This window comes from Alcaligenes faecalis (genome assembly GCF_009497775.1).
Classification (GTDB): domain Bacteria; phylum Pseudomonadota; class Gammaproteobacteria; order Burkholderiales; family Burkholderiaceae_B; genus Alcaligenes; species Alcaligenes faecalis_D.
Genome location: NZ_CP031012.1, coordinates 863,729 through 883,749, shown reverse-complemented (window position 1 = coordinate 883,749; position 20,021 = coordinate 863,729). Strand labels below are relative to the sequence as shown.

General features: G+C 57.5%; 17 protein-coding genes and 1 tRNA gene. 7 read left to right on the top strand and 11 right to left on the bottom strand.

Annotation, left to right across the window (positions count from 1 at the left end; genetic code table 11):
* Positions 1 to 106: 106 nt before the first annotated feature.
* From DUD43_RS04040 to DUD43_RS04030, 3 genes are all read left to right on the top strand, one after another.
* Positions 107 to 1,153, top strand: a complete 1,047-nt coding sequence (locus DUD43_RS04040) for an aminoglycoside phosphotransferase family protein (protein WP_153229253.1) — start codon at positions 107 to 109, stop codon at positions 1,151 to 1,153.
* Positions 1,153 to 1,863, top strand: a complete 711-nt coding sequence (gene murU / locus DUD43_RS04035) for an N-acetylmuramate alpha-1-phosphate uridylyltransferase MurU (protein WP_153229252.1) — start codon at positions 1,153 to 1,155, stop codon at positions 1,861 to 1,863. Before DUD43_RS04040 ends, murU begins: the two co-directional genes overlap by 1 nt.
* A 163-nt stretch (positions 1,864 to 2,026) precedes the next feature.
* A complete protein-coding gene (locus DUD43_RS04030) occupies positions 2,027 to 2,734 on the top strand; it encodes a hypothetical protein (protein WP_153229251.1) in 708 nt (235 codons plus the stop codon).
* Between the two features lie 110 nt (positions 2,735 to 2,844).
* On the opposite strand, the gene glnQ is transcribed toward DUD43_RS04030, so the two are convergent.
* The 9 genes from glnQ to mnmC all read right to left on the bottom strand — a co-directional run bounded on the left by glnQ (position 2,845) and on the right by mnmC (position 12,763).
* Positions 2,845 to 3,573, bottom strand: a complete 729-nt coding sequence (glnQ, locus tag DUD43_RS04025; RefSeq protein WP_153229250.1) for a glutamine ABC transporter ATP-binding protein GlnQ — start codon at positions 3,571 to 3,573, stop codon at positions 2,845 to 2,847.
* Positions 3,570 to 4,181 (bottom strand): ABC transporter permease subunit, encoded by a 612-nt coding sequence (locus DUD43_RS04020; protein WP_228125958.1) that lies wholly within the window; start codon positions 4,179 to 4,181, stop codon positions 3,570 to 3,572. The genes glnQ and DUD43_RS04020 overlap by 4 nt, the downstream gene beginning before the upstream one ends.
* Before the next feature lie 341 nt (positions 4,182 to 4,522).
* Entirely contained in the window at positions 4,523 to 5,254 is a 732-nt protein-coding gene (gene glnH / locus DUD43_RS04015) for a glutamine ABC transporter substrate-binding protein GlnH (RefSeq protein ID WP_373568170.1), read from the bottom strand.
* 227 nt (positions 5,255 to 5,481) lie between these two features.
* Positions 5,482 to 6,273, bottom strand: coding sequence for a MetQ/NlpA family ABC transporter substrate-binding protein (locus DUD43_RS04010; RefSeq protein WP_009455007.1), 792 nt, complete (start codon positions 6,271 to 6,273; stop codon positions 5,482 to 5,484).
* Between the two features lie 50 nt (positions 6,274 to 6,323).
* Complete coding sequence (locus DUD43_RS04005) at positions 6,324 to 6,983, bottom strand: methionine ABC transporter permease (RefSeq protein ID WP_153229248.1); 660 nt, start codon at positions 6,981 to 6,983, stop codon at positions 6,324 to 6,326.
* The gene (locus tag DUD43_RS04000; RefSeq protein WP_153229247.1) at positions 6,980 to 7,990 is read right to left on the bottom strand and encodes a methionine ABC transporter ATP-binding protein; all 1,011 of its coding nucleotides are present in this window, start codon (positions 7,988 to 7,990) and stop codon (positions 6,980 to 6,982) included. The genes DUD43_RS04005 and DUD43_RS04000 overlap by 4 nt, the downstream gene beginning before the upstream one ends.
* A gap of 246 nt (positions 7,991 to 8,236) precedes the next feature.
* A tRNA-Lys gene (locus DUD43_RS03995) sits at positions 8,237 to 8,312 on the bottom strand.
* 265 nt (positions 8,313 to 8,577) lie between these two features.
* The gene (locus DUD43_RS03990) at positions 8,578 to 10,746 is read right to left on the bottom strand and encodes a glycoside hydrolase family 31 protein (RefSeq protein ID WP_153229246.1); all 2,169 of its coding nucleotides are present in this window, start codon (positions 10,744 to 10,746) and stop codon (positions 8,578 to 8,580) included.
* A 151-nt stretch (positions 10,747 to 10,897) separates the two neighbouring features.
* Entirely contained in the window at positions 10,898 to 12,763 is a 1,866-nt protein-coding gene (gene mnmC / locus DUD43_RS03985) for an FAD-dependent 5-carboxymethylaminomethyl-2-thiouridine(34) oxidoreductase MnmC (protein ID WP_153229245.1), read from the bottom strand.
* Positions 12,764 to 12,895: 132 nt separating this feature from the next.
* Between mnmC and DUD43_RS03980 the strand changes: the two genes are divergently transcribed.
* Positions 12,896 to 13,759 carry an inositol monophosphatase family protein gene (locus tag DUD43_RS03980; RefSeq protein ID WP_153229244.1) on the top strand — a complete coding sequence of 288 codons (864 nt, stop codon included), beginning with the start codon at positions 12,896 to 12,898 and terminating at the stop codon, positions 13,757 to 13,759.
* A gap of 169 nt (positions 13,760 to 13,928) precedes the next feature.
* On the opposite strand, the gene DUD43_RS03975 is transcribed toward DUD43_RS03980, so the two are convergent.
* A complete protein-coding gene (locus DUD43_RS03975) occupies positions 13,929 to 15,626 on the bottom strand; it encodes an AMP-binding protein (RefSeq protein ID WP_153229243.1) in 1,698 nt (565 codons plus the stop codon).
* 80 nt (positions 15,627 to 15,706) lie between these two features.
* Between DUD43_RS03975 and DUD43_RS03970 the strand changes: the two genes are divergently transcribed.
* The 3 genes from DUD43_RS03970 to mgtE all read left to right on the top strand — a co-directional run bounded on the left by DUD43_RS03970 (position 15,707) and on the right by mgtE (position 18,939).
* Positions 15,707 to 16,906 carry a M20 aminoacylase family protein gene (locus DUD43_RS03970; protein WP_086060871.1) on the top strand — a complete coding sequence of 400 codons (1,200 nt, stop codon included), beginning with the start codon at positions 15,707 to 15,709 and terminating at the stop codon, positions 16,904 to 16,906.
* Positions 16,907 to 17,091: 185 nt separating this feature from the next.
* A complete protein-coding gene (locus tag DUD43_RS03965; protein ID WP_003803527.1) occupies positions 17,092 to 17,436 on the top strand; it encodes an acyl-CoA thioesterase in 345 nt (114 codons plus the stop codon).
* 21 nt (positions 17,437 to 17,457) lie between these two features.
* Positions 17,458 to 18,939 carry a magnesium transporter gene (gene mgtE, locus DUD43_RS03960; RefSeq protein WP_153229242.1) on the top strand — a complete coding sequence of 494 codons (1,482 nt, stop codon included), beginning with the start codon at positions 17,458 to 17,460 and terminating at the stop codon, positions 18,937 to 18,939.
* Between the two features lie 111 nt (positions 18,940 to 19,050).
* Here the strand turns inward: mgtE and DUD43_RS03955 are convergent, their stop codons facing one another.
* A complete protein-coding gene (locus DUD43_RS03955; protein ID WP_153229241.1) occupies positions 19,051 to 19,944 on the bottom strand; it encodes an NAD(P)-binding domain-containing protein in 894 nt (297 codons plus the stop codon).
* Between the last annotated feature and the right edge of the window lie 77 nt (positions 19,945 to 20,021).

Here is a 20,021-nt window from a genome sequence, read left to right as displayed (position 1 = left end):
TCCACCAGAGACGAAAAACCCTGGCGACCCGGTATTATAGTTAAGCCTGCCGTTTAGCGGCACTGCTAAACACTAATCCGTTACGATCTTCTGCTTCCCTTTATTTATGTCTGCTTCTATTTCTGCCGCTACCGACCCTCGTTTGCAGCAAGCGATCACCTGGCTGAACACCCTGAAGTCCCGTTTTGGACTGGATCTGGACAGCCTGCAAGCGGCCTCCAGCGACGCCAGCTTTCGCCGTTACTTCCGCCTGCAAGCCCAGGACCGCACTGTCGTTTTGATGGATGCGCCCCCGGCCACTGAAGACTGCAAGCCCTTTGTGCACGTGACCGAACTGCTGGCACCGACTGGCATCCATGTACCCGAAATCCTGGCCGCAGACACCGAACAGGGCTTCTTGCTGCTCAGCGATCTGGGTCAGGATAATTTCCAGACTGCGTTGAAAAACCCCATGCCGCAAAGCGAGCTGGACAAACTGTACCGCAGTACGCTGCTGACCTTGGTGAAATTGCAACAAGCCGACACGACGGGTTTGCCTCCATACAACGAACAGCGCCTGCTGGAAGAGCTGCAAGTGTTCCCCGAGTGGTACATCCAAAAGCATCGCCAGTTCGAGCTGAGCGAAAAAGATCAGGACATGTTGCGCAAAACCTTTGCCGAGCTGGTTCAGGTCAATGTGCAAAGCGCTACTGTACTCGTGCATCGGGATTTCCACAGCCCTAATTTGATGATGCCCCTGCCCGGCCAGAGCGAGCCCGGCGTTATCGACTATCAGGACGCCCTGGCAGGCCCCATCACTTACGACATTGCCTCCCTGGTCATGGACGCACGCGTTACCTGGACCGAAGAGCAGCAACTGGACTGGGCGATCCGCTACTGGCAAGCCGCCATGGAAGCGGGACTGGATGTGCCGGCCGACTTTGCCGTGTTCCACCAGCAGTACGAATGGATGGGCCTGCAACGCAATCTGCGCATTCTGGGTGTGTTTGCCCGCCTTTCCCTGCGTGATGGCAAACATCATTATCTGGACCACATGCCCCGCCTGCTGGGCTACGTACACCAGGTGGCCAGCCGCTACGAGTGCTTCAACGGCTTGCTGCGCCTCCTGAATCGCCTGGAAGGTCGTCAAACTGTTTTGGGCATGACGGTCTGATGCGCGCCATGATTCTGGCGGCCGGTCGAGGCGAGCGCATGCGCCCCTTGACTGACTCCTGCCCCAAACCCCTGATTCCGGCAGGCGGCCAGCCACTTATCGTCTGGCATTTGCGCGCCCTGGCCAAAGCAGGCTTTCAAGAAGTCATCATCAACCACGCATGGTTGGGGGAACAGATTGAATCCACGCTGGGTGACGGCAGTCAATGGGGCCTGCGCCTGAGCTACTCGCCAGAATCATCGGCCCTGGAAACTGCCGGTGGCATTGCCAAGGCGCTGGATTTTTTCCAGGACCAGCCCTTCCTGTTGATGAATGGCGATATCTGGTCCGACTGGGATCCTGCCCTGGCCTTCGCCATGGCCGAACGTCTGCAGGCAGGCCCGGAGCAGGCCTGGTTGATCCTGACTCCCAACCCGCCCCACCATCCCGAAGGCGACTTTGGCATGCAAGACGGGCAATTGCACCTGTGCGCCAAAACCCTGGCGGGTGCCCGTAGTGCCACCTTGAGCGGCATCGGGGTCTACAAGCCCGAACTCTTTGCCCATCTGCCCAAGGATCAGCCCGCCAAAGCGGCCCCGCTGCTGCATGCCGCCATCGAGCGCCGACAGCTGCTGGGCAGCCTGCATCAGGGCTTCTGGATGGATGTGGGTACCCCGGAACGATTAGCCCAGTTAAACCAACACTTGGAATCGTTAGCACCCTCACAGTAAACTGATATTTTCCCGGCTAGCTGGCAGACGTTTCCAAGCACAACAAAGGGCAACAAAGCCAGCTATCCCGCCTCCGTAGCCCCAATGACGTCTATGCTAATGGGTTTTGTAATCGGGACTTAATTTGCCTTAAGTCCCTTGTCTGACAGGAACGTCTGTTCTCATGCTTGGTTCCTCCAAACGCACCGTATTCAAACCCACCGCCTACGGCTCCAGCCGTCGAAAACGCCGTATTCCACGCTGGTTTGTCCTGCTTTTGACAGGTATTGCCCTAGGTGCCGGTGGCCTGCTGTTCTTGCAAAAAAGTTATGGCCCTACGCGCCTGACCGTAGAACAGTCGGAACAACTGCACTATGACTTGAACAGCGCCAATGCTGACAAGCAGCGCCTGCAAGCTCAGTTGAGCCAGACCAGCCGCGACCTGGAAGACGTCAGCCAGAAAGAAGACAAGCTGGGCAAACAGACCGGCGATCTGCAGGCCATGGTCACCAAGCTGGAAAAGGACATCGCGCTGTTTGCCGATGCCATGCCACCTGACCCACGCGGCACCTCTCCTGGTATCCGCGCCGCCGAGTTCTCGATTGCAGACGGCCAGCTGAATCACTTTGTGCTGCTGATGCAGGACAAGGGCAAAGAAGCCGAATTCACCGGCACCATGGAATTTGTTGCCGCCGGCCGTTACAGCAATGGCCGCAGCGGAAGTGTGGACCTGCCCAGTCAGCCCGTCAGCGTAGGCCGGTACGCCTACATCAATGGCTCCGCAGAACTGCCTGCAGGCTTTACGCCCCGTCAGGTCACGATCCGCATCAAGCCGGATGGCGCAAACCGCGTCGTTGCCACACGCACTATCTTCGTCACGCCTTCCCGATAAGAGCCAGCCTGTCACGCACAGGCTGGCAGTCACAAGAAAGCCCTTCAGGCCCTGGCTTCCTCGCCAGAATCCTGAAGGGCTTTTTTCTATCCTGCGATCCAGCCAGCTTCTTAAGCCACGTGCTGCAAAAAGTCTTTCAAACGTTGGCTAGGTGGATTGCCAAGCAGCTCGGCTGGCGGACCATCATGTGCCACCCTGCCCTGATCAATAAAGATCAGACGGCTGCCCACCCGACGCGCAAAGTCCATCTCGTGCGTCACCACCACCATGGTCATGCCCTCTTCTGCCAGCAACTGCATGACCTTGAGCACTTCCTGACGCAACTCCGGATCCAGCGCCGAGGTAGGCTCATCAAACAGCATCAGCTTGGGCTTGATCGCCAAGGCCCGCGCAATGGCAACCCGCTGCTGCTGCCCACCGGACAGCTCGTTAGGATAATGATTCATGCGCTCGGCCAGACCGACCTTGGCCAGCAGCTCCGTCGCTTCCTGACGCGCCTGAGAACGGCTGATGCCACGCGTATGCACAGGTCCGAACATGACGTTTTCCAGAGCGCTCATCTGCGGAAACAGATTGAACTGCTGAAACACCATGCCCGCTTCCCGACGCAAGTCGCGCACCTGAGCGGGCGTGCCATTGACGCTCAAACCATTGACCACAATATCGCCAGCCTGAATGTCTTCCAGCTTGTTGATGCAGCGCAGGAAGGTGGATTTCCCCGACCCGGATGGGCCCACCACCACAACCACTTCGCCTTTCTCAATATTCAGACTGATATCGTCGAGCACGATATTGTCGCCAAAGCTCTTCGTTACCTTCTTGAACTCGACAATACTCATACAATCCTCATGCGGTGTTCAATAAACTTCAGAGTCAAGGCAATCAGGCTGGTCAGGATCAGATAGATCACCGCCACCGCTCCCCAAATCTCCACCGAACGAAAGTTATTCGCAATAATTTCCTGGCCCTGACGGGTCAGCTCGGCAACCCCAATCACAATAAACAGCGAAGAATCCTTCAAGCTGATAATGCACTGGTTGCCCATGGCCGGAATCATGCGGCGAAACGCCACCGGGCCAATAATGTGGCGCAAAATCTTGTGAAATGGCAGGCCCATGGCCTCTCCGGCTTCTTTCAGGCCCTTGGGCACGGACTGCAAGGCACCGCGCACAATCTCGGAAATATAGGCTCCGGAGTTGATCATCAAGGTGAAGATCGCTGCGGTCAGCCCGTCAATGCGAATACTGGCCAGCATGGGCAGCGCAAAGTAGATGAACATCACCTGCACCACGATAGGCGTGCCGCGTATGAACAGCACGTAGAGCTGGCACAGGAAAGAGAGCACGTACAGCAGGTAGCGCCTGAAAAAACCCAGCAGCGACAGAACAATCAGCGCCTGTATGGAGCTCCAGATCCAGGCTGGCACAAAGCTCAGCCAGTTGTTCATCAGCCAGGACAGGCCCTTGAGCATAAAGCCCAGTGCGAACACGCCCAGCACGAACAAGGCAGCTCGGCGCCAGGTGACCGGTACCCGAATGTAGGTGGTAATCACCCCCGTCAGAAAACCCAATATCGCGCCACCCACCAAACCCAACAGGGTAATGAGCAGCGTCATTTTTGTACCTTCCAGAAGGCTGGGTAAAGCCCCCCAGATAGCGTCCCATTCAAAAGTCACAGTGCTACCTTTGTCTTTGAATAAACGCCCACAACAGAGCGTCAAAAAATAAAAGCGGTGATCCCGTTACGACACGCGATCACCGCTTGGCATGCGCTTGGCTTTACGCCTGTTTATTCAGGCTGCTTGCCAAACCATTTCTGGTAGATTTTGTCGTACGTACCATCAGCACGAATGTCTTTCAAAGCCTGGTTCACGACAGGTACCAGTTCGCTGTCCTTGGGGAAGGCAATGCCGTAGAAGTCACCGCTTTTCACGGCGCCAGTCACCTTCACACGGTCCTTGCCGCCAGTCTGGGCGTAGTACTGCACGTTAGGCGTATCGTGCACCACCGCGTCCACACGGCCAGTTGCCAGCTCCAGGAAGGCATTGTCGATATTGGGGAACAGCTTGAGCTTGGCGGTAGGCACCGAGCGCTGCATGAAGTCCACCGTGGCGGTACCAATTTTCACAGCCACAGTCTTGCCTTCCAGATCGGAGGCGGTCTTGATAGCGGAGTTATCGGTGTTGACCAGAATGGCCAGACCGCTCTCGTAGTAAGGATCGGAGAAATCAATCACTTGCTTGCGGTCATCACGAATGGTGATCCCGGCTAGCGCGGCGTCCAGATTGCGAGTTTGCAGGCCTGGAATAATGCCGTTGAAGTCCATGGGCTGGAAACGGTAATTCAGATTGGCCTTCTTGGCGACGGCATCCCACAGATCGATATCAAAGCCGGTGTATTTACCGTTTTGCTTGAACTCAAAAGGCACAAACGCCGTATCGGTTGCGACCACCAGTTCTTTGCCTTGTTGTGCCAAAGCCTGCCCAGCGGGCAATGCCAAAGCCAAGGCCAGACCGGCCATCAGGGTTTTCATTTTCTTATTGAACATCCGTTACTCCTCTGTAGGGACTGACCCAAAACCAGCCAGTTCGATGTTTTACCCAAGTCAGCGCAGGCTCATGACCTGCCCCAGCGTTGATCTATCCTACCCGAAGCACGCCAACTCTTTGTATTTAATAGTTTTAAAAAAAGAAAAACCTCGGGAAATCCCGAGGTTTTTCATACAGCGAGTCCTGTCAAAACTCAAATTCAGAACGCCGGAACGATAGAACCCTTGTACTTGTCAGCGATGAATTTCTTCACGTCTTCGCTATGCAGAGCCTGGATCAGTTTGGCCACACGTGGGTCGTCCTTGGACTTGGCAGCCACAGCGATCAAGTTGGCGTAAGGTGAGTCTGCACCTTCAATAGCCAAAGCATCCTTGGTGGGGTTCAGACCGGCTTCCAGCGCGTAGTTGGTGTTGATCAGGGCGATATCCACGTCAGCCAGCACGCGCGGCAGCGTAGCAGCTTCCAGTTCCTTGAACTTGAGCTTCTTGGGGTTCTGGTCCACATCACGCGAGGTTGCCAGGATGTTGGAAGGATCTTTCAAAGTCAGAACACCGGCTTTTTGCAGCAGCAGCAAGGCACGGGCACCGTTGGAGGGATCGTTGGGGATCGCCACCAGTGCGCCTTCTTTCAGCTCGTCCAGGCTCTTGATCTTGGTGGAGTAGGCACCAAAGGGCTCAACGTGAACCACGGCCACCGACACCAGATCGGTTTTGTGTTCTTTGTTGAAGGTATCCAGGTAAGGTTTGTGCTGGAAGAAGTTGGCATCGATGTGGCCGTCAGCAACTTGCTGGTTGGGCTGCACGTAATCGGTGAACACCTTGATATCCAGGTTCACGCCTTCCTTGGCCAAAGCAGGCTTCACAAACTCCAGCAGCTCGGCGTGCGGCACGGGGGTAGCAGCAACCGACAGGGTCTCGGCGGCTTGGGCCACGCTGGCCAGCAGAGCCGACACGGACAAGGCCAGAACGGGAACAAATTTCTTCAAAGACATGAGCGACTCCAGTTTCAGAAAGGCAAGACTATGACGATAGCTGCCAGGACTTATTTTCGGCTCAAGCGAGCCACCATGGCGTCTCCAAACACCTGCAGGAGTTGCACCAGCACCACCAGGATAGTCACGGTAACCACCATGACATCCGTTTGATATCGTTGATAACCAAAGCGCAGGGCCAGGTCACCCAGACCACCGCCGCCGATCACACCGGACATGGCCGAATACCCCACCAGCGCAATCGCGGTCACAATCAGGGCCGCCACAATGCCAGTGGTCGCTTCGGGCAATAAAGCCAGCAAAACGGTCTGACGGGAGTTGGCCCCCATGGCACGGCAGGCCTCATTCACACCGGGATCCAGTTCACGCAGGACGTTTTCCACCAAGCGGGCAAAAAACGGCGCGGCACTCAAGACCAAAGGCGGAATAGCACCCTGCACGCCCAAAGACGTACCGGCCAGAATGCGCGTCAAAGGAATAATGACGATCAGGAGAATCAGGAACGGCACGGACCGCAAAATGTTCACGATCAGGGACAGGGTCTGGTAGATCCAGGCATTGTCCAGCATCTGCTTACGGCTGGTCAGAAACAGCAGCACGCCTAATGGCAAACCAATAATTGCGGTAAAGGCCAGCGAGATACCCGTCATCAATAAGGTATCAATCGTGGCTTCACCAATCAGCGCCCAATCCAGGTTGCTAAAGTTCATGGTCGCAATACCTCAAATTGGACATTCAATTCAGTCAGCAAGGCATCCAGCCCTGCTTTAGCCTGCGCATCGCCTTCCACGGCCACGACCAGTTGTCCGTAAGGTTCGGTTTTGATGCGACCAATGGCGCCCTGCAAAATGCTGACATTCAAACCCAGCTGGCTGGTAATACGGCTGATCAAAGGCTCTGTCGTTGCCACACCGCGCACACTCAGGCGCATGACGCTACCCGGTACGCCATCAGCCAAGGCATGCCAGTCGTCAGCGTTCACGCCGCTTTCGCTGAGCAAGGACTGCGTGGTGGGATGATGTGGATGCAGAAACACATCCAGCACTTCGCCACACTCCACAATCTTGCCGGCATCAATCACGGCAACCCGATCACAGACGGAACGAATCACGTCCATGCCGTGGGTAATCAGGACAATCGTCAGCCCCAGTTCCTGATTGATCTCGCGCAGCAAACGCAGGATCGACTGGGTAGTTTCCGGGTCCAGCGCCGAGGTGGCTTCGTCGCACAGCAAAAGCTGTGGCCGATTGGCCAGAGCACGGGCAATCCCGACGCGCTGCTGCTGCCCGCCCGATAACTGGCGGGGATACTTGTTGGCATGGTCCTTCAAGCCCACCAGCTCCAGCACTTCCAGAGCGCGAGCGTGACGTTGGGCGCGATCTACCCCTGCCAGACGCAGAGGAAAACAGACATTATCCAGAACCGTGCGGGAATGGAGCAGATTGAAATGCTGGAACACCATGCCCACGCCTTGTCGGAACGCGCGCAACTGCGCACCCGAAAAACGTGTGATGTCCTGATCCTGTACCCAGACCTGGCCTGAACTAGGTTGCTCAAGCAGATTGAGCATGCGGATCAGCGTACTTTTCCCAGCACCCGAGCGACCAATAATACCGAAGACCTCTCCTTGGTGAATCTGCAAGGAAACGTCGTTCAAAGCATGAACGGTCTTGCCTGCCAGGGAATAGGTTTTTGAGATGTGTTCAAGACGAATCAAAATGAACTCAGCCTAGTTAGTCAGTCGAGTTATAAAAGCCTGAGCTGTAAGCGAAATTTACCATAAAGCAAATTTGACTATGACCAGATAGATATAACCCATGGAAATATTGGAACCATACTGAGGGCTGCACTGTATAGCAAGATTTCCGACCGGCCAATGCGCGGATGTGACCTTGGCTGTGCAAGGCAAGCGCCCAAAGAAAAAGGCCGCTAAGAGCGGCCTTGTTTCTACGTTTCAGTTTAGTGGTGGGTCGTGCGCGACTCGAACGCGCGACCAACGGATTAAAAGTCCGCTGCTCTACCGACTGAGCTAACGACCCCCGACTGAAAGATGAAATTATGGCCTGATTCGAAGGAGCCGTCAAGCCCTAAATGCCAAATAATCAGGAAAAAGGCGTTTTTCTTTCAAAACGCTGAAAACAGGGCCTTCCCAAGGCCCTAGCCAAGCACTTTTTCCTGTTTCAGAAACAAAATCTGAACATCTGCCCAAGTGCATTGACTGCTGAAAATAGAAAATGCCTCCCGATACTGGGGTCAGACCCCAATGCCGGGAGGCATTCAAAGACGATCAGGCTCGTCTAGCGCTTAACGGGCACGAGAAATACGAACCTCGGCACCGCGGCGTTTGACCTCCAGCCCTTCGGACGGCAGGATCTTCAATCCTTCCAGACCCTTGATGTAGCTGGAACCCTGCATCTGCATGACGCGAATCTTGTTGCGCATCACCACCGGGCTGTGCTCGGGCATGCCAAACATCCAGACCTCGTCCAGCAAACGGGCCGAGTTGAACTCGGATGTGTGCTTGACCACCGGTCCCAGACACAGCATGTGACCTTCGCGGCCAAAGACCGGCAAGCGATCCAGACCCACGGTCATTGTCAGGGTCGTGCCACCTTCGTAGCGCCAACCGGTGCTCAGATCCCACCAGGCGTCGCCTTCAGGCAGATAAACCTCGATTTCCTGGCCGGGCTGCAAGACAGGGGCCACCAGCAAAGCGGGACCCAACAGATATTGGGTATCCCACAAGCGAGCCTGAGCATCTGCCGGGAAGCTTTGAGCCATGGAGCGCTGTACAGGCAAGCCCGTACGCACGGCGTCTTCAATAATGCCCAGAACATAAGGCACCAGTCGGAAACGCCACTCCAGCCAATGAGCAACCTGGGCCTGCGTTTCTTCGTCAAACGCATCAGGACGCAAGGCAGGAATACCTTGCAGGCTGAAATTTGCCGAGAAAACCGACATGGCCAGCCAACGCAGGTACAGCTCTGGCGTCATTTCGCTGGTCGATGCGGCTGCATTGCCCCAGCCATGAATCTGGATAGGCACGCCGCTATTACCGGTAGCCAGAGCCGACTTCAGGGACTCGGTCAGACCTGCCCAGGTGTTTTCCACCTGCGGGCCCAACTGCCAGGCAAAGCGCTGGGAAGATGGACTCAGGTCGCGGCTGGCAACCACGCCTTCTTGTGGGGTCTTGTGACCGGCAACAGCGTCAAACAAGGCTTGACGTGCCAGCACAGGGTAAATCGCACGCAACAAGGCGCCAGATTCGCCACCACGACTGGTGATGGCATCAGGAATATCAAAACGGGCATTGCACAGCACGGCACCCAGACCATCATCGACCATCTGACGCTGGCGCTCGGTCCACATGCGGAATACATCCTTGTGGGTCAGGTCCAGCAAGCCGTAGTCGCGACCACCGCTCAACTCGTCGCCGGGGAAGACATAGGCGCAGCCGTCGTCATCATTGATGAGCAGCCAACCGCGATCTTCCCACTCTTCAAACAGGCTGGTGCCAGCCAGTACGCAAGGACGAGTCCAGGCGGCCAGCTGCAACTGATCATTCTGCAAGGCGGAGAAAGCGTCACGGGGGTCAGCCATGCGGGCGGCATCCCACTCCAGCGTAGGCTTGTCCTGCTGAAAATCGTAAGGCTCGGGTGGCGGCAAGACGGCCACATCCAGCGCAATACCCTGCTCGCGGCACTGATTGGCCAGCTCACGCAAGGACGTCACGTCCTGCGCTTGAGCGCCATCCAGCCACAAGCCCATGGGCGTAACACCGGGTTGACCAGCACGGCCCGTCAAGGCGGAGTACTGGTTGATGATCTCGCTGGGATCCCCCAGGAACAGGAAGAAATCCAGTTCGGCAGCGTGTACGCGAGCGCGGTACGCATCCAGGTCTTGCTGACCCAGATCGTGTTCCACCCGCTCGAAGGTATTGATGTACAAGCCCCAGCCCTGGGTGCTCCAGAGCAAAGGCAGGCTGCGATCGTCCGGACGATCGGTATCGACTGTTTCCTCGCGGCGGTCCAGCTCGCCCAGGGTTTCGCCCAAACCATACAGGGCGTCTTCCTCGGCCAGGGCCAGATCCAGCTGCCAGCAGCTGTTGGGCTCTTGCTCCAGCGTCAAAGGTTGCGCTGCGCTGCTCAAGAGCAGTTGATCGCCGCGCCGGACCTCGAAGCGCCAAGGATTGGATTGAATATGCAAGGCGATTTCGCCCTGCTCAATCCGCCAGCCGGAATCGGCTGTTTCCAGTTGAAATTCGCTGACCGCCTCGTGGCGGGCCAGCAGCATATCGCCCAAAGCTTTGGCACGGGTACTGAGCTTTTCGTTATCGAGCCGGGCAAGCGGCATACAGCGGAAACGAAAAACACCCGGCGCATGAGCTTCGATGCGCAGCGCAAAATCGGTTTCGACAAAAGCGAAATCGGCCTGGGCCGGTTTCGTCGTCAACAAACTCAGATGATTAAACAATTGTGTCACGTCGTCAGAGTGGAGCGAACGGCACGATGCTGATCGCAGGGTCACGCTCAAGATTACTTAACAAGGCCACTATTTTGACGTATTTGCGCTACAAAGGAAAATGTTGCTTCAAATTTCGCCGAAATAATTCGAAAAACGGGCCTTAGCGGGGTATTAAGGCTTGCTCCAAACGCCGCTCCAAAGGAATGGGTTCCTCCAGACAATAAGCGGCAAACAAACTGGCTGCCAGCAGGCTCCAACTCAAACCACGTGAGCCGTAAGCCGCAGCCATAAACAAACCGGGCTGGCCCGGCACAAAACCCATCACGGGCAAATGATCACTCAAGGCACAACGCCAACCGGCCCAACCTTGCTCGGGTGTTGCCACCTCCACAGCGGGATTGGCCAGCATGGCAGAAACTTTTTCTATATTTTGCTGATTACCCTGGCGGCTGACCTGGGCAGATTCACCAAAACGCTCGTAGGTGCTACCGATGACTTGCCCCTGCGGGTCTACAGGCAGGATATAGCCCTGACCGCTTAAAGTCACTTCACCACGAGTCAAAGCGTACTCGGCAGACAAGTACGTCACCTGCCCGGCCAGACGCTGCATCGCTGCCAGCCGCGGCATGGGATGCTGGGCCAGGAGCTCGTCAGGCAGCAGGTTCAGGCTTTCGGCTGCCGCGGCGATCACCACACGATTGCTGCTTTCCAGGCACTCTCCCCGCTGATTGCAGACATCCCACAAACCCGGCTCCTGGCCGGCTTGCAGGGACACGTGTTCTGGCAGGCATCGAATCAAGGGGTGATCCAGCAGATAGGCGACCAATGCACCGGGGTCCACCACCATGCCTTGCGGGAAATACAGGCCGCCGCCTTGCAGCGGCACCCCGGCCAGGGCCGAGCCCTGCTCGCGATCCAGCCACTGCACCCAATCCTGGTCCAAAGCCAAACGCTCCAGCGCCTGCTGAATCTCGGCATCACTATTGCCCGCCTGACCAAAGACCAACGTCCCGACCCGACGCGGGCGGGCCGCTTCCGGCAAGGCTTTCCAGCCCTGCCAGGCATGCAGAACAGCGTTGCGGCTCAAACGGGCCAAGGGGGCATCATCCAGAGCAAATATCGGAGAGATGGCAGCCAGACGGTGACCTTGATGCGTGGCATCCAGGCCCTTGCTCAGTGCCGGATCACAGACCAGCACAGGCACACCTTTGCGAGCCAACTCCCAGGCACAGGCCGCCCCCGCCAGACCAGCACCGATCACCACTGCCCGCCCTTGTTGCGGCGGCAAGCTGCTGCGGCGTCCCAGATGGGAGCGCAAGCGAGCGCGAATAGTGCACCACTTGCCCCCAGCACCGGGGACTTTTTCCACCTCAAAACCGACCGAGGCCAGATCCCGACGAACCTGCCCGGCACAGCACCAGGAAGCCGCAGTTGCCCCCGGCGCAGCCAGACGCACCAGTTGCCCCAAGACCGAACGCGACCACATGGAGGGATTGCCGCGAGGTGCAAAGCCATCCAGATAAAAGGCGTCCGCATGACATTGCAGCTCGCGCATCATGGTTTCGGCTTGCCCAAAGGCCAAGGTCAGCGTGACTCGCCCCTCGTCCAGCTCCAGCCTGTGTATGCCCGGCACCAGCGTGGGCCAGGCTGCCAGCAACTCCTGAGCTTGGGGCTGCAACTCCTCGGGCAAGCGGGCGTACAGAATCGCCAGATCTGCCTGACGAAAAGGATGGGCTTCTACCGAGACAAAATGCAGCCGCTGGCTGCGCTCCGGGTCCTGACGCCAGGCCTGCCAGGTCGCCAGAAAACTGGCTCCCAGCCCAAAGCCGGTCTCACAAATCGTGAATTGCGATCGCCCCCGCCAGCGCTCGGGCAGACCATTACCTTGCAGAAACACCCGGCGAGCCTGCCCCAAGGGGCCGTCTGCCGGATGATAGCTATCCTGATACACCGCGCTGACCGGAACGCCGTGTTCATTGAATTCCAGAACGGCCGGGACCAGAGGCTCAAACGCAGAGGCAGCCATTAATTTTCCTGCCCATAACAACACTTACACACGCTCAAACCCCTTAAACTGGCCTTAATCAAACTGACACCAACAAACACGTACAATCAAAAGTCGTCGTTTCAGACTTTTCATTTTTAAAACCGGATTGCCATGCCATTGTCACGTTTACCGCTCAGCGCCTGCCTGGACGCTGCTGTTACCGCAGCCCATGCCGCCGCCGCTATTTTACAAGCCTATGCGTCGGACCGTAGCTCTCTGGTGATCAGCAACAAAATGCACAACGATCTGGTGTCGCAAGCCGATCACGAAGCCGAGCAGGCCTGCATCAGTGTGTTGATGGAGCGCACCCCGGACATTGATATCGTGGCCGAGGAAAGCGGCGGCGTGAATACAGGCCGTCCCACCTGGTACATCGACCCGCTGGATGGCACCACCAACTTCCTGCACGGCATCCCTCACTATGCCGTCTCAGTCGCCTTGATCGCTCCAGCTGGTACACAGATGGATAACGGCGTTCTGGCCCAGGACACCCCGGTCATTGCCGTGGTCTACGACCCCAATCGCGAAGAGCTGTTTACAGCCATGTACGGTGTGGGCGCTTGGTTGAATGGCAGCCGTATCCAGTCCTCCTCCTCGAAAAAGCTGGCGGATTCGGTTTTGGCCACCGGCTTTCCATTCCGCGACTTCTCTTTTTCCGACCAATACATGCCCAGCCTGAACGCCGCCATTACAGGCAGCCGTGGCGTGCGCCGCATGGGTGCTGCGGCACTGGATCTGGCCTGGGTAGCTTGCGGTCGTTACGACGGTTACTGGGAAATGGGCCTGGCTCCTTGGGACGTAGCCGCTGGCACCTTGCTGGTGCGTGAAGCCAAGGGCGTGTGCCAGGACTTGTATCAGGAAGAGCCCTGGCCTGTCAGTGGTCACGTCTATGCAGGCAATGCTCACATTGCCGATGAACTGCTGGGCATGGTGCGTCCTTCGCTGACACAGCGTCCGACCAAGCCCAAGCCTTAACGCCTTATCCGGGGCTAGTGGTCGGACTTCCTGGTCCGATCTTCATCGCCCGATAAAAAAGCGAGCCGTTTTAAATGGCTCGCTTTTTTTATGCAGGTTTTATGCAGATCGGGTTGCAGGCCAGGTTTGGCGATTTGCTGAACAATCGCCCCTCCTTGAACCCACCCAATCAAGCCTGCGCTTTAGGCTTGGCTTCCTCGTCTCGCAGGACTCGGCGCAAGATCTTGCCCACATTGCTCTTGGGCAGTTCATCCCGGAACTCAATAATGCGCGGCCGCTTGTACGCCGTCAGGCGCTCTTTGCACCACTGCTTGATATCAGCCTCTGTCAACGACGGATTACGCTTCACCACAAACAGCTTGATGCTTTCACCGCTGTGCTCGCTGGGCACGCCCACCGCCGCCACTTCCAGCACATCAGGGTGAGCTGCGACCACGTCTTCAATTTCGTTCGGATAGACGTTGAAGCCCGACACCAGAATCATGTCTTTCTTGCGATCCACCAGGCGAATTCGCCCCTGCTGATCCATGACACCAATATCGCCCGTCTTCAGGAAACCATTGGGCGTAAAGACATTGGCGGTTTCCTCTGGCTGGTTCCAGTAAGCCGACATGACCTGTGGCCCTTTAACGGCCAGCTCGCCCTGTTCACCCATGGCAACGGGTTGGCCTTGCTCATCCAGCAAGAGCACATCGGTAGAGGGCAAAGGAAAGCCAATCGTGCCGCTGTACTCGCGTGAGTCCGTCGAGTTCACCGCCACCACCGGCGAGGTTTCCGACAGGCCATAGCCCTCGATCAAAGGGCAGCCCGTCACGGCCAGCCAACGCTCGGCCACGGCTTTTTGCAAAGCGGCGCCACCCGCCAGACACAGCTTGAGCTGCGCAAAAGGCAAGGTACGGAATTTTTCGTGATTCGCCAGCGCATTGAACAAGGTATTCACCGCCGGAACGACTTCAGGCGGATTGCGTTTCCAGGCCTTGTAAACCGAATTGAGATCGCGCGGATTCATCACCAGCACCATATGCATGCCGGCATACATGGCGAACAGGCCGCAAACCGTCAGCGCAAAGATGTGATACAGCGGCAAGGCCACCATCATGGTGTAGGCCGGGCCTTTGAAGTCACCCAAAGCAGGAAAGCCCACGGCTTCCACTTGCAGGACATTGGCCATCAGATTGCGCTGGCTCAGCATGGCGCCTTTAGGGCGACCCGTTGTGCCGCCTGTGTATTGCAACAGCGCCAGATCATCGGGTTTGGCGGGCAGGCGATTCAGGCTTAACTTGCTGCCCTGCTCCAGCACGGTCTCCAGGCTACGCGAACCGGGCAAGGAATAAGACGGCACCATGCGTTTCAAATAACGCACGGCAAAATTCACCACGCTGCCCTTGAAGCCCATCAGGTCACCGACGGTACTCAAGACCACATGAGGGGGCTTCACATTGGCTGGAACCTGCTGCAGCACATGCGCAAAGGTTTCCAGAATCACAATGACCTGGGCCTGGCTATCGGCCAGCTGAAACTCCAGTTCACGTTCGGTGTACTGGGGGTTGGTGTTGACACCCACCATGCCCGCTCGCATCGTGCCCAGCAGGCAAATCAGGAAGGGCAAACCATTGGGCAGCATCAGCATCACACGGCTGCCACGCTCCAGACCCTGTGCCTGCAGCCAGGCCGCAAAGGCATCCGCGCTGCGGTCCAGATGTTCATAGGAAATGTCATGCCCCATAAAGGTCAGCGCGGTCCTGTCCTTATGCTTTTTCATGGCGGCATCCAGACAATCGATCAAGGTCTGCTCGGCGCCTAGCTGAATGTCATGGGGCACGGAGGCCGGATAATGCTCGAGCCAAGGTTTTTGCTGAGTATCCAAGGGCTTGTCACCTAATACGTGTTTATTTATGGTTAACTCTACTCTACTTTATTGTTCAAGCCCAAGGACAAGCCCGCATCATGAAGCTGTTTGATCCCATTTCCGCCTGGTCCCATGAAATTGCGGCCATCCGGCGTGATCTCCACACCTACCCCGAACTGGCTTTCGAGGAAACCCGGACGGCCGATCAGGTCGCATCCTGGCTGGAGAAATGGGACATTCCGGTACATCGTGGCCTGGGCGTGACGGGCGTTGTCGGTATCCTGAAAGGGACAGGCGGCGAGGGCCCATCCGTCGGACTGCGCGCCGATATGGACGCCCTGCCCATGCAGGAGCTGAACGAGTTCGAACACAAAAGCCGTCACGACGGCAAGATGCATGCCTGTGGACACGATGGGCATACCGCCATGCTGCTGGGCGCAGCGCGCTACCTGTCCGAGCACCGTGATTTTGCGGGCACCATCTATCTGATTTTCCAGCCTGCCGAAGAAGGTTTTGGCGGCGCACGTGAAATGATCAAGGACGGCTTGTTCACGCTGTTCCCCATGCAAGCTGTCTTTGGCCTGCATAACTGGCCCGGCATGCCCGCTGGCACCTTCGGCGTCTTGCCAGGTGGCATGATGGCCTCCAGCAATACCTTTGAAATTCGTATTGAAGGCAAAGGTGCCCACGGTGGCATGCCCCATCTGGGCGTGGACCCCATCATGGCGGCAGTGCAGCTGGCACAAAGTCTGCAAACCATTGTCAGCCGCAATGTGGACCCGCTGGAACCCGTGGTGCTGAGCATTACCCAGATTCATGCCGGCTCTGCCGACAACGTCATCCCCAACGAGGCCGTCATGCGCGGCACGGTACGCACCTTTTCCACCGAAGCGCTGGACCTGGTCGAGACCCGCATGCGCGAACTGTGTGAGCAAAGCTGTGCCGCCCAGGGTTGCAAGGCCGAGTTCGACTTTGACCGCCGCTACCCTCCTACCATCAATAATCCCGAACAAGCGGCCTTTTGCGCGCAAGTCATCCGGGAGCTGGTCGGCCCCGACAAGCTGCGTCAGGACATCCGCCCTTCCATGGGTGCCGAAGATTTCTCCTTCATGTTGCAGGAAGTCCCCGGCTGCTATGTCTGGCTAGGCAATGGTGATGGCGACCATCGCAGCCAGGGCCACGGCATGGGCCCGTGCATGCTGCACAACGGCAGCTACGACTTCAACGACGCCCTGATCCCCATTGGCGCCAGCTACTGGGCCAAACTGGCTCTGGACTGGCTGGCACAACACCGTTGATGCTTTAACAAATGTTTCATAGCGGGACCAAAGCTTGTCGTTACAATGGCAGGTTCTATTGTTGACGGCGTGCGTCCCGCGCGACGGGCATCTGTCCCACCACCCTTTCTTCCAATACGGGAGTATTTGTGACTACTTCAAGCAACATCTCTGCGCTCCCGGACGGAGCCCCCACCCTGCGCGTCATGCCCATGCCCACGGACGCCAATATTCACGGTGACGTGTTTGGTGGCTGGATCATGTCCCAGGTGGACATTGCCGGAGCGATTCCTGCAACACGACGCGCCCAAGGCCGGGTTGCCACGATTTCCGTGAATGCCTTCACCTTCAAGCAGCCCGTGTTTGTGGGTGATTTGCTGAGCTTCTACACGGAAATCATCAAAACCGGCCGCACCTCCATTACGGTGTCGGTGGAAGTGTATGCAGAACGCAAACGCCTGCAACTGGAAACGGTCAAGGTAACGGAAGCCACACTGACCTATGTGGCCACCGATGACGAGCGCCGCAGCCGCCCGCTGCCCCCTCTCTAAGTATTCGTGACAGGCAGGCCTATGCAGGAAAACCTGGTACCCCCTACTTCGCCCAGTGACACTCCCAAGCCACGCCGCCTGGAGCCCGAGGATGCGCAGCAGGCACTTTATCGCCTGAAGAACATCCTCAAGCGCCAGGAAGTCGTAGAGTCACTGGCCCAGCGCCAGTTCGAGGACGACGACCGCTCCAACCTGCTTGAGGGCTTGATCCATCGCCAGCATGAGAGCGAGATCAAGTCCATCCTGAACGATCTGCACCCGGCCGACATTGCCTTCATTCTGGAGTCCTTGCCCGAGCTGGAACGCCAGGCCATCTGGCAGTTGGTGGATGCCGAGCACGATGCAGACGTGCTGCTGGAAGTAGCGGACTGGGCGCGTGAGTCGCTGATTCGCTCCATGGACGCCGCGGACCTGATCGCCGCCGCCGGCAATATGGATGCCGACGAGATTGCCGACCTGGTGCCTGACTTGCCGCCCGATGTGGTGGCAGCCGTGCAGCGCGGCCTGACAGACGAAGAGCGTGCGCAACTGATCGAAGCCATGGGCTACCCCGAAGATACGGTGGGTGCCATCATGGACTTTGACATGGTGCGTGTGCGCGAGGACGTGACCCTGGAAGTGGTCTTGCGTTACCTGCGTCGTTTGCAGGAACTGCCCGACCATACTGACCAGATTTTCGTGGTGGACCGTGCCGACAAACTGCAAGGCACGCTATCCCTGACCCGCATGCTGGTCAGCGAACCTGAAACGCTGGTGTCCTCTGTCATGTCCACCGATTATCTGGCTTTGAATCCGCTGGATTCGGACTCGGATACTGCCGGGGCATTTGAGCGTTATGACTTGGTGTCTGCACCCGTGGTGGACGATATTGGCCGCCTGATTGGCCGAGTCACCATTGACGAAGTGGTGGACGTGCTGCAAGAGGACTCGGAGGAACAAGCCCTGTCTCGCGCCGGTCTGCAAGAGGACGACATTTTCTCGCCTATCCGTACGGCTATCCGCAACCGGGCTCCCTGGCTGCTGATCAACCTCTGTACGGCGGCAACGGCTTCGTTCATTGCCTCGCGCTTTGAGGACACCGTCAGCCACATCGTGATCCTGGCTTTCCTGATGTCGATTGTGGCCGGTATTGGCGGCAACTCCGGCAACCAGACCATGACCATGATTATTCGTGCCATTGCCACAGGCCGTGTCACGGGGTCCAACGTCCTGCCACTGATCAAGCGCGAGCTGCTGGTGACCTTTCTGGTCGGTGTCTGTGGCAGTGCGGTGACGGCTTTCTTTGCCTGGTTCATCTCCGGCTCGATCGCAATTGCCGCCGTGATGATGGCCGCCATGATCGGCAATATGCTGATTGGCGCGGCACTGGGCGTAATGATCCCGATTCTGCGTGACCGCTTTGGTAATGACCCCGCTGTGGGTTCCTCGGTACTGCTGACCTTTGCGACGGACTCGCTGGGCTTCCTGCTGTTCCTGGGACTGGCGACGGTGTTCCTGCTGTAAATCGCCCGCGGGCATGATTAAAAAAACCGGCTCCTGGCCGGTTTTTTTATGTCTGCCTCACACTCAGACGCGAAGCATCTGACGCGAGCACCAAACTGTCCTTCCAGGCAACTAAGACCGAGAAGACGGCAGCCGGGCCTCTTCCAGAAACACTTCCAGACTCTCCTGCGTCCCCACGGCCTGAGCTCTTTGCAGAGACTCAGTCTGCGCTGTGTGCTCAAAGAAATCCAGTACGCCATTGGTCACTCTTGGTGCGATGCCTGCCAGCTCCAGCTGACGACGCACTTGCAGAACCTCGTCACGGCGGCGCACGCCGTGCACCAGATGGCTACGCAAGCAGGATTCCATAAAGTCCTGCAAGCCCCGCTGGTTCAAATCCTCCAGCACTTCATACAGCTCGGCCCGCAAGCCCATGCGTTCGGCCAGCATCAGGTTTTCAATCCCCAAGGCCTCCAGCCCCTTGGTCATCAGGCTGCGCAGCAGCTTCAGGCGCATCGCATCCCCAGCCTGTCCCGGCAAGATACGCACAGGAGCGCCTTGAGCCTGCCAGAAGGTCGCTGCCCTGCCTGCCCCCTGCCCTGCTGCCAACAAAGCTGTCTGAGCGCCTGTAGAGGGCACGGAGCCCATAATCGCCAGATCAGCCAGCTCGATTCCCTGCTGTTGCGCCAGAACGTCCATGCTTTCCATGTCCTGAGGCTCGGCCGTACACAAATCCATGTACAAGGTCCCTGCGGACAAGTGCGGCATGACGGCCTTGGCCACTACATATGCCTGCGTCCCCGTGACAGCCGACAACACCCCGTCCAGATCCTGCCAGCGCGCATCCGCCTGCGAACACAGCTGTGCTCCCAATTGCTGGGCCAGTTCACTGGCTGCCGCACTCTCCCGGCGCACCAGGATAAATGGCACCTGCACACCCGCCGACTTCAAGGCTGCGCTATAAAACCGCGCGACTTCGCCCGCCCCGATCAGGGCAACGCGATGCAATAAGGGAGATGTTGTCATAGAAGAAATACACAGAAAAAACGATAAGCCGCAGCCGGTAACCACCAGGCTGCGACCCGTAGCTTACAGGGAAATAA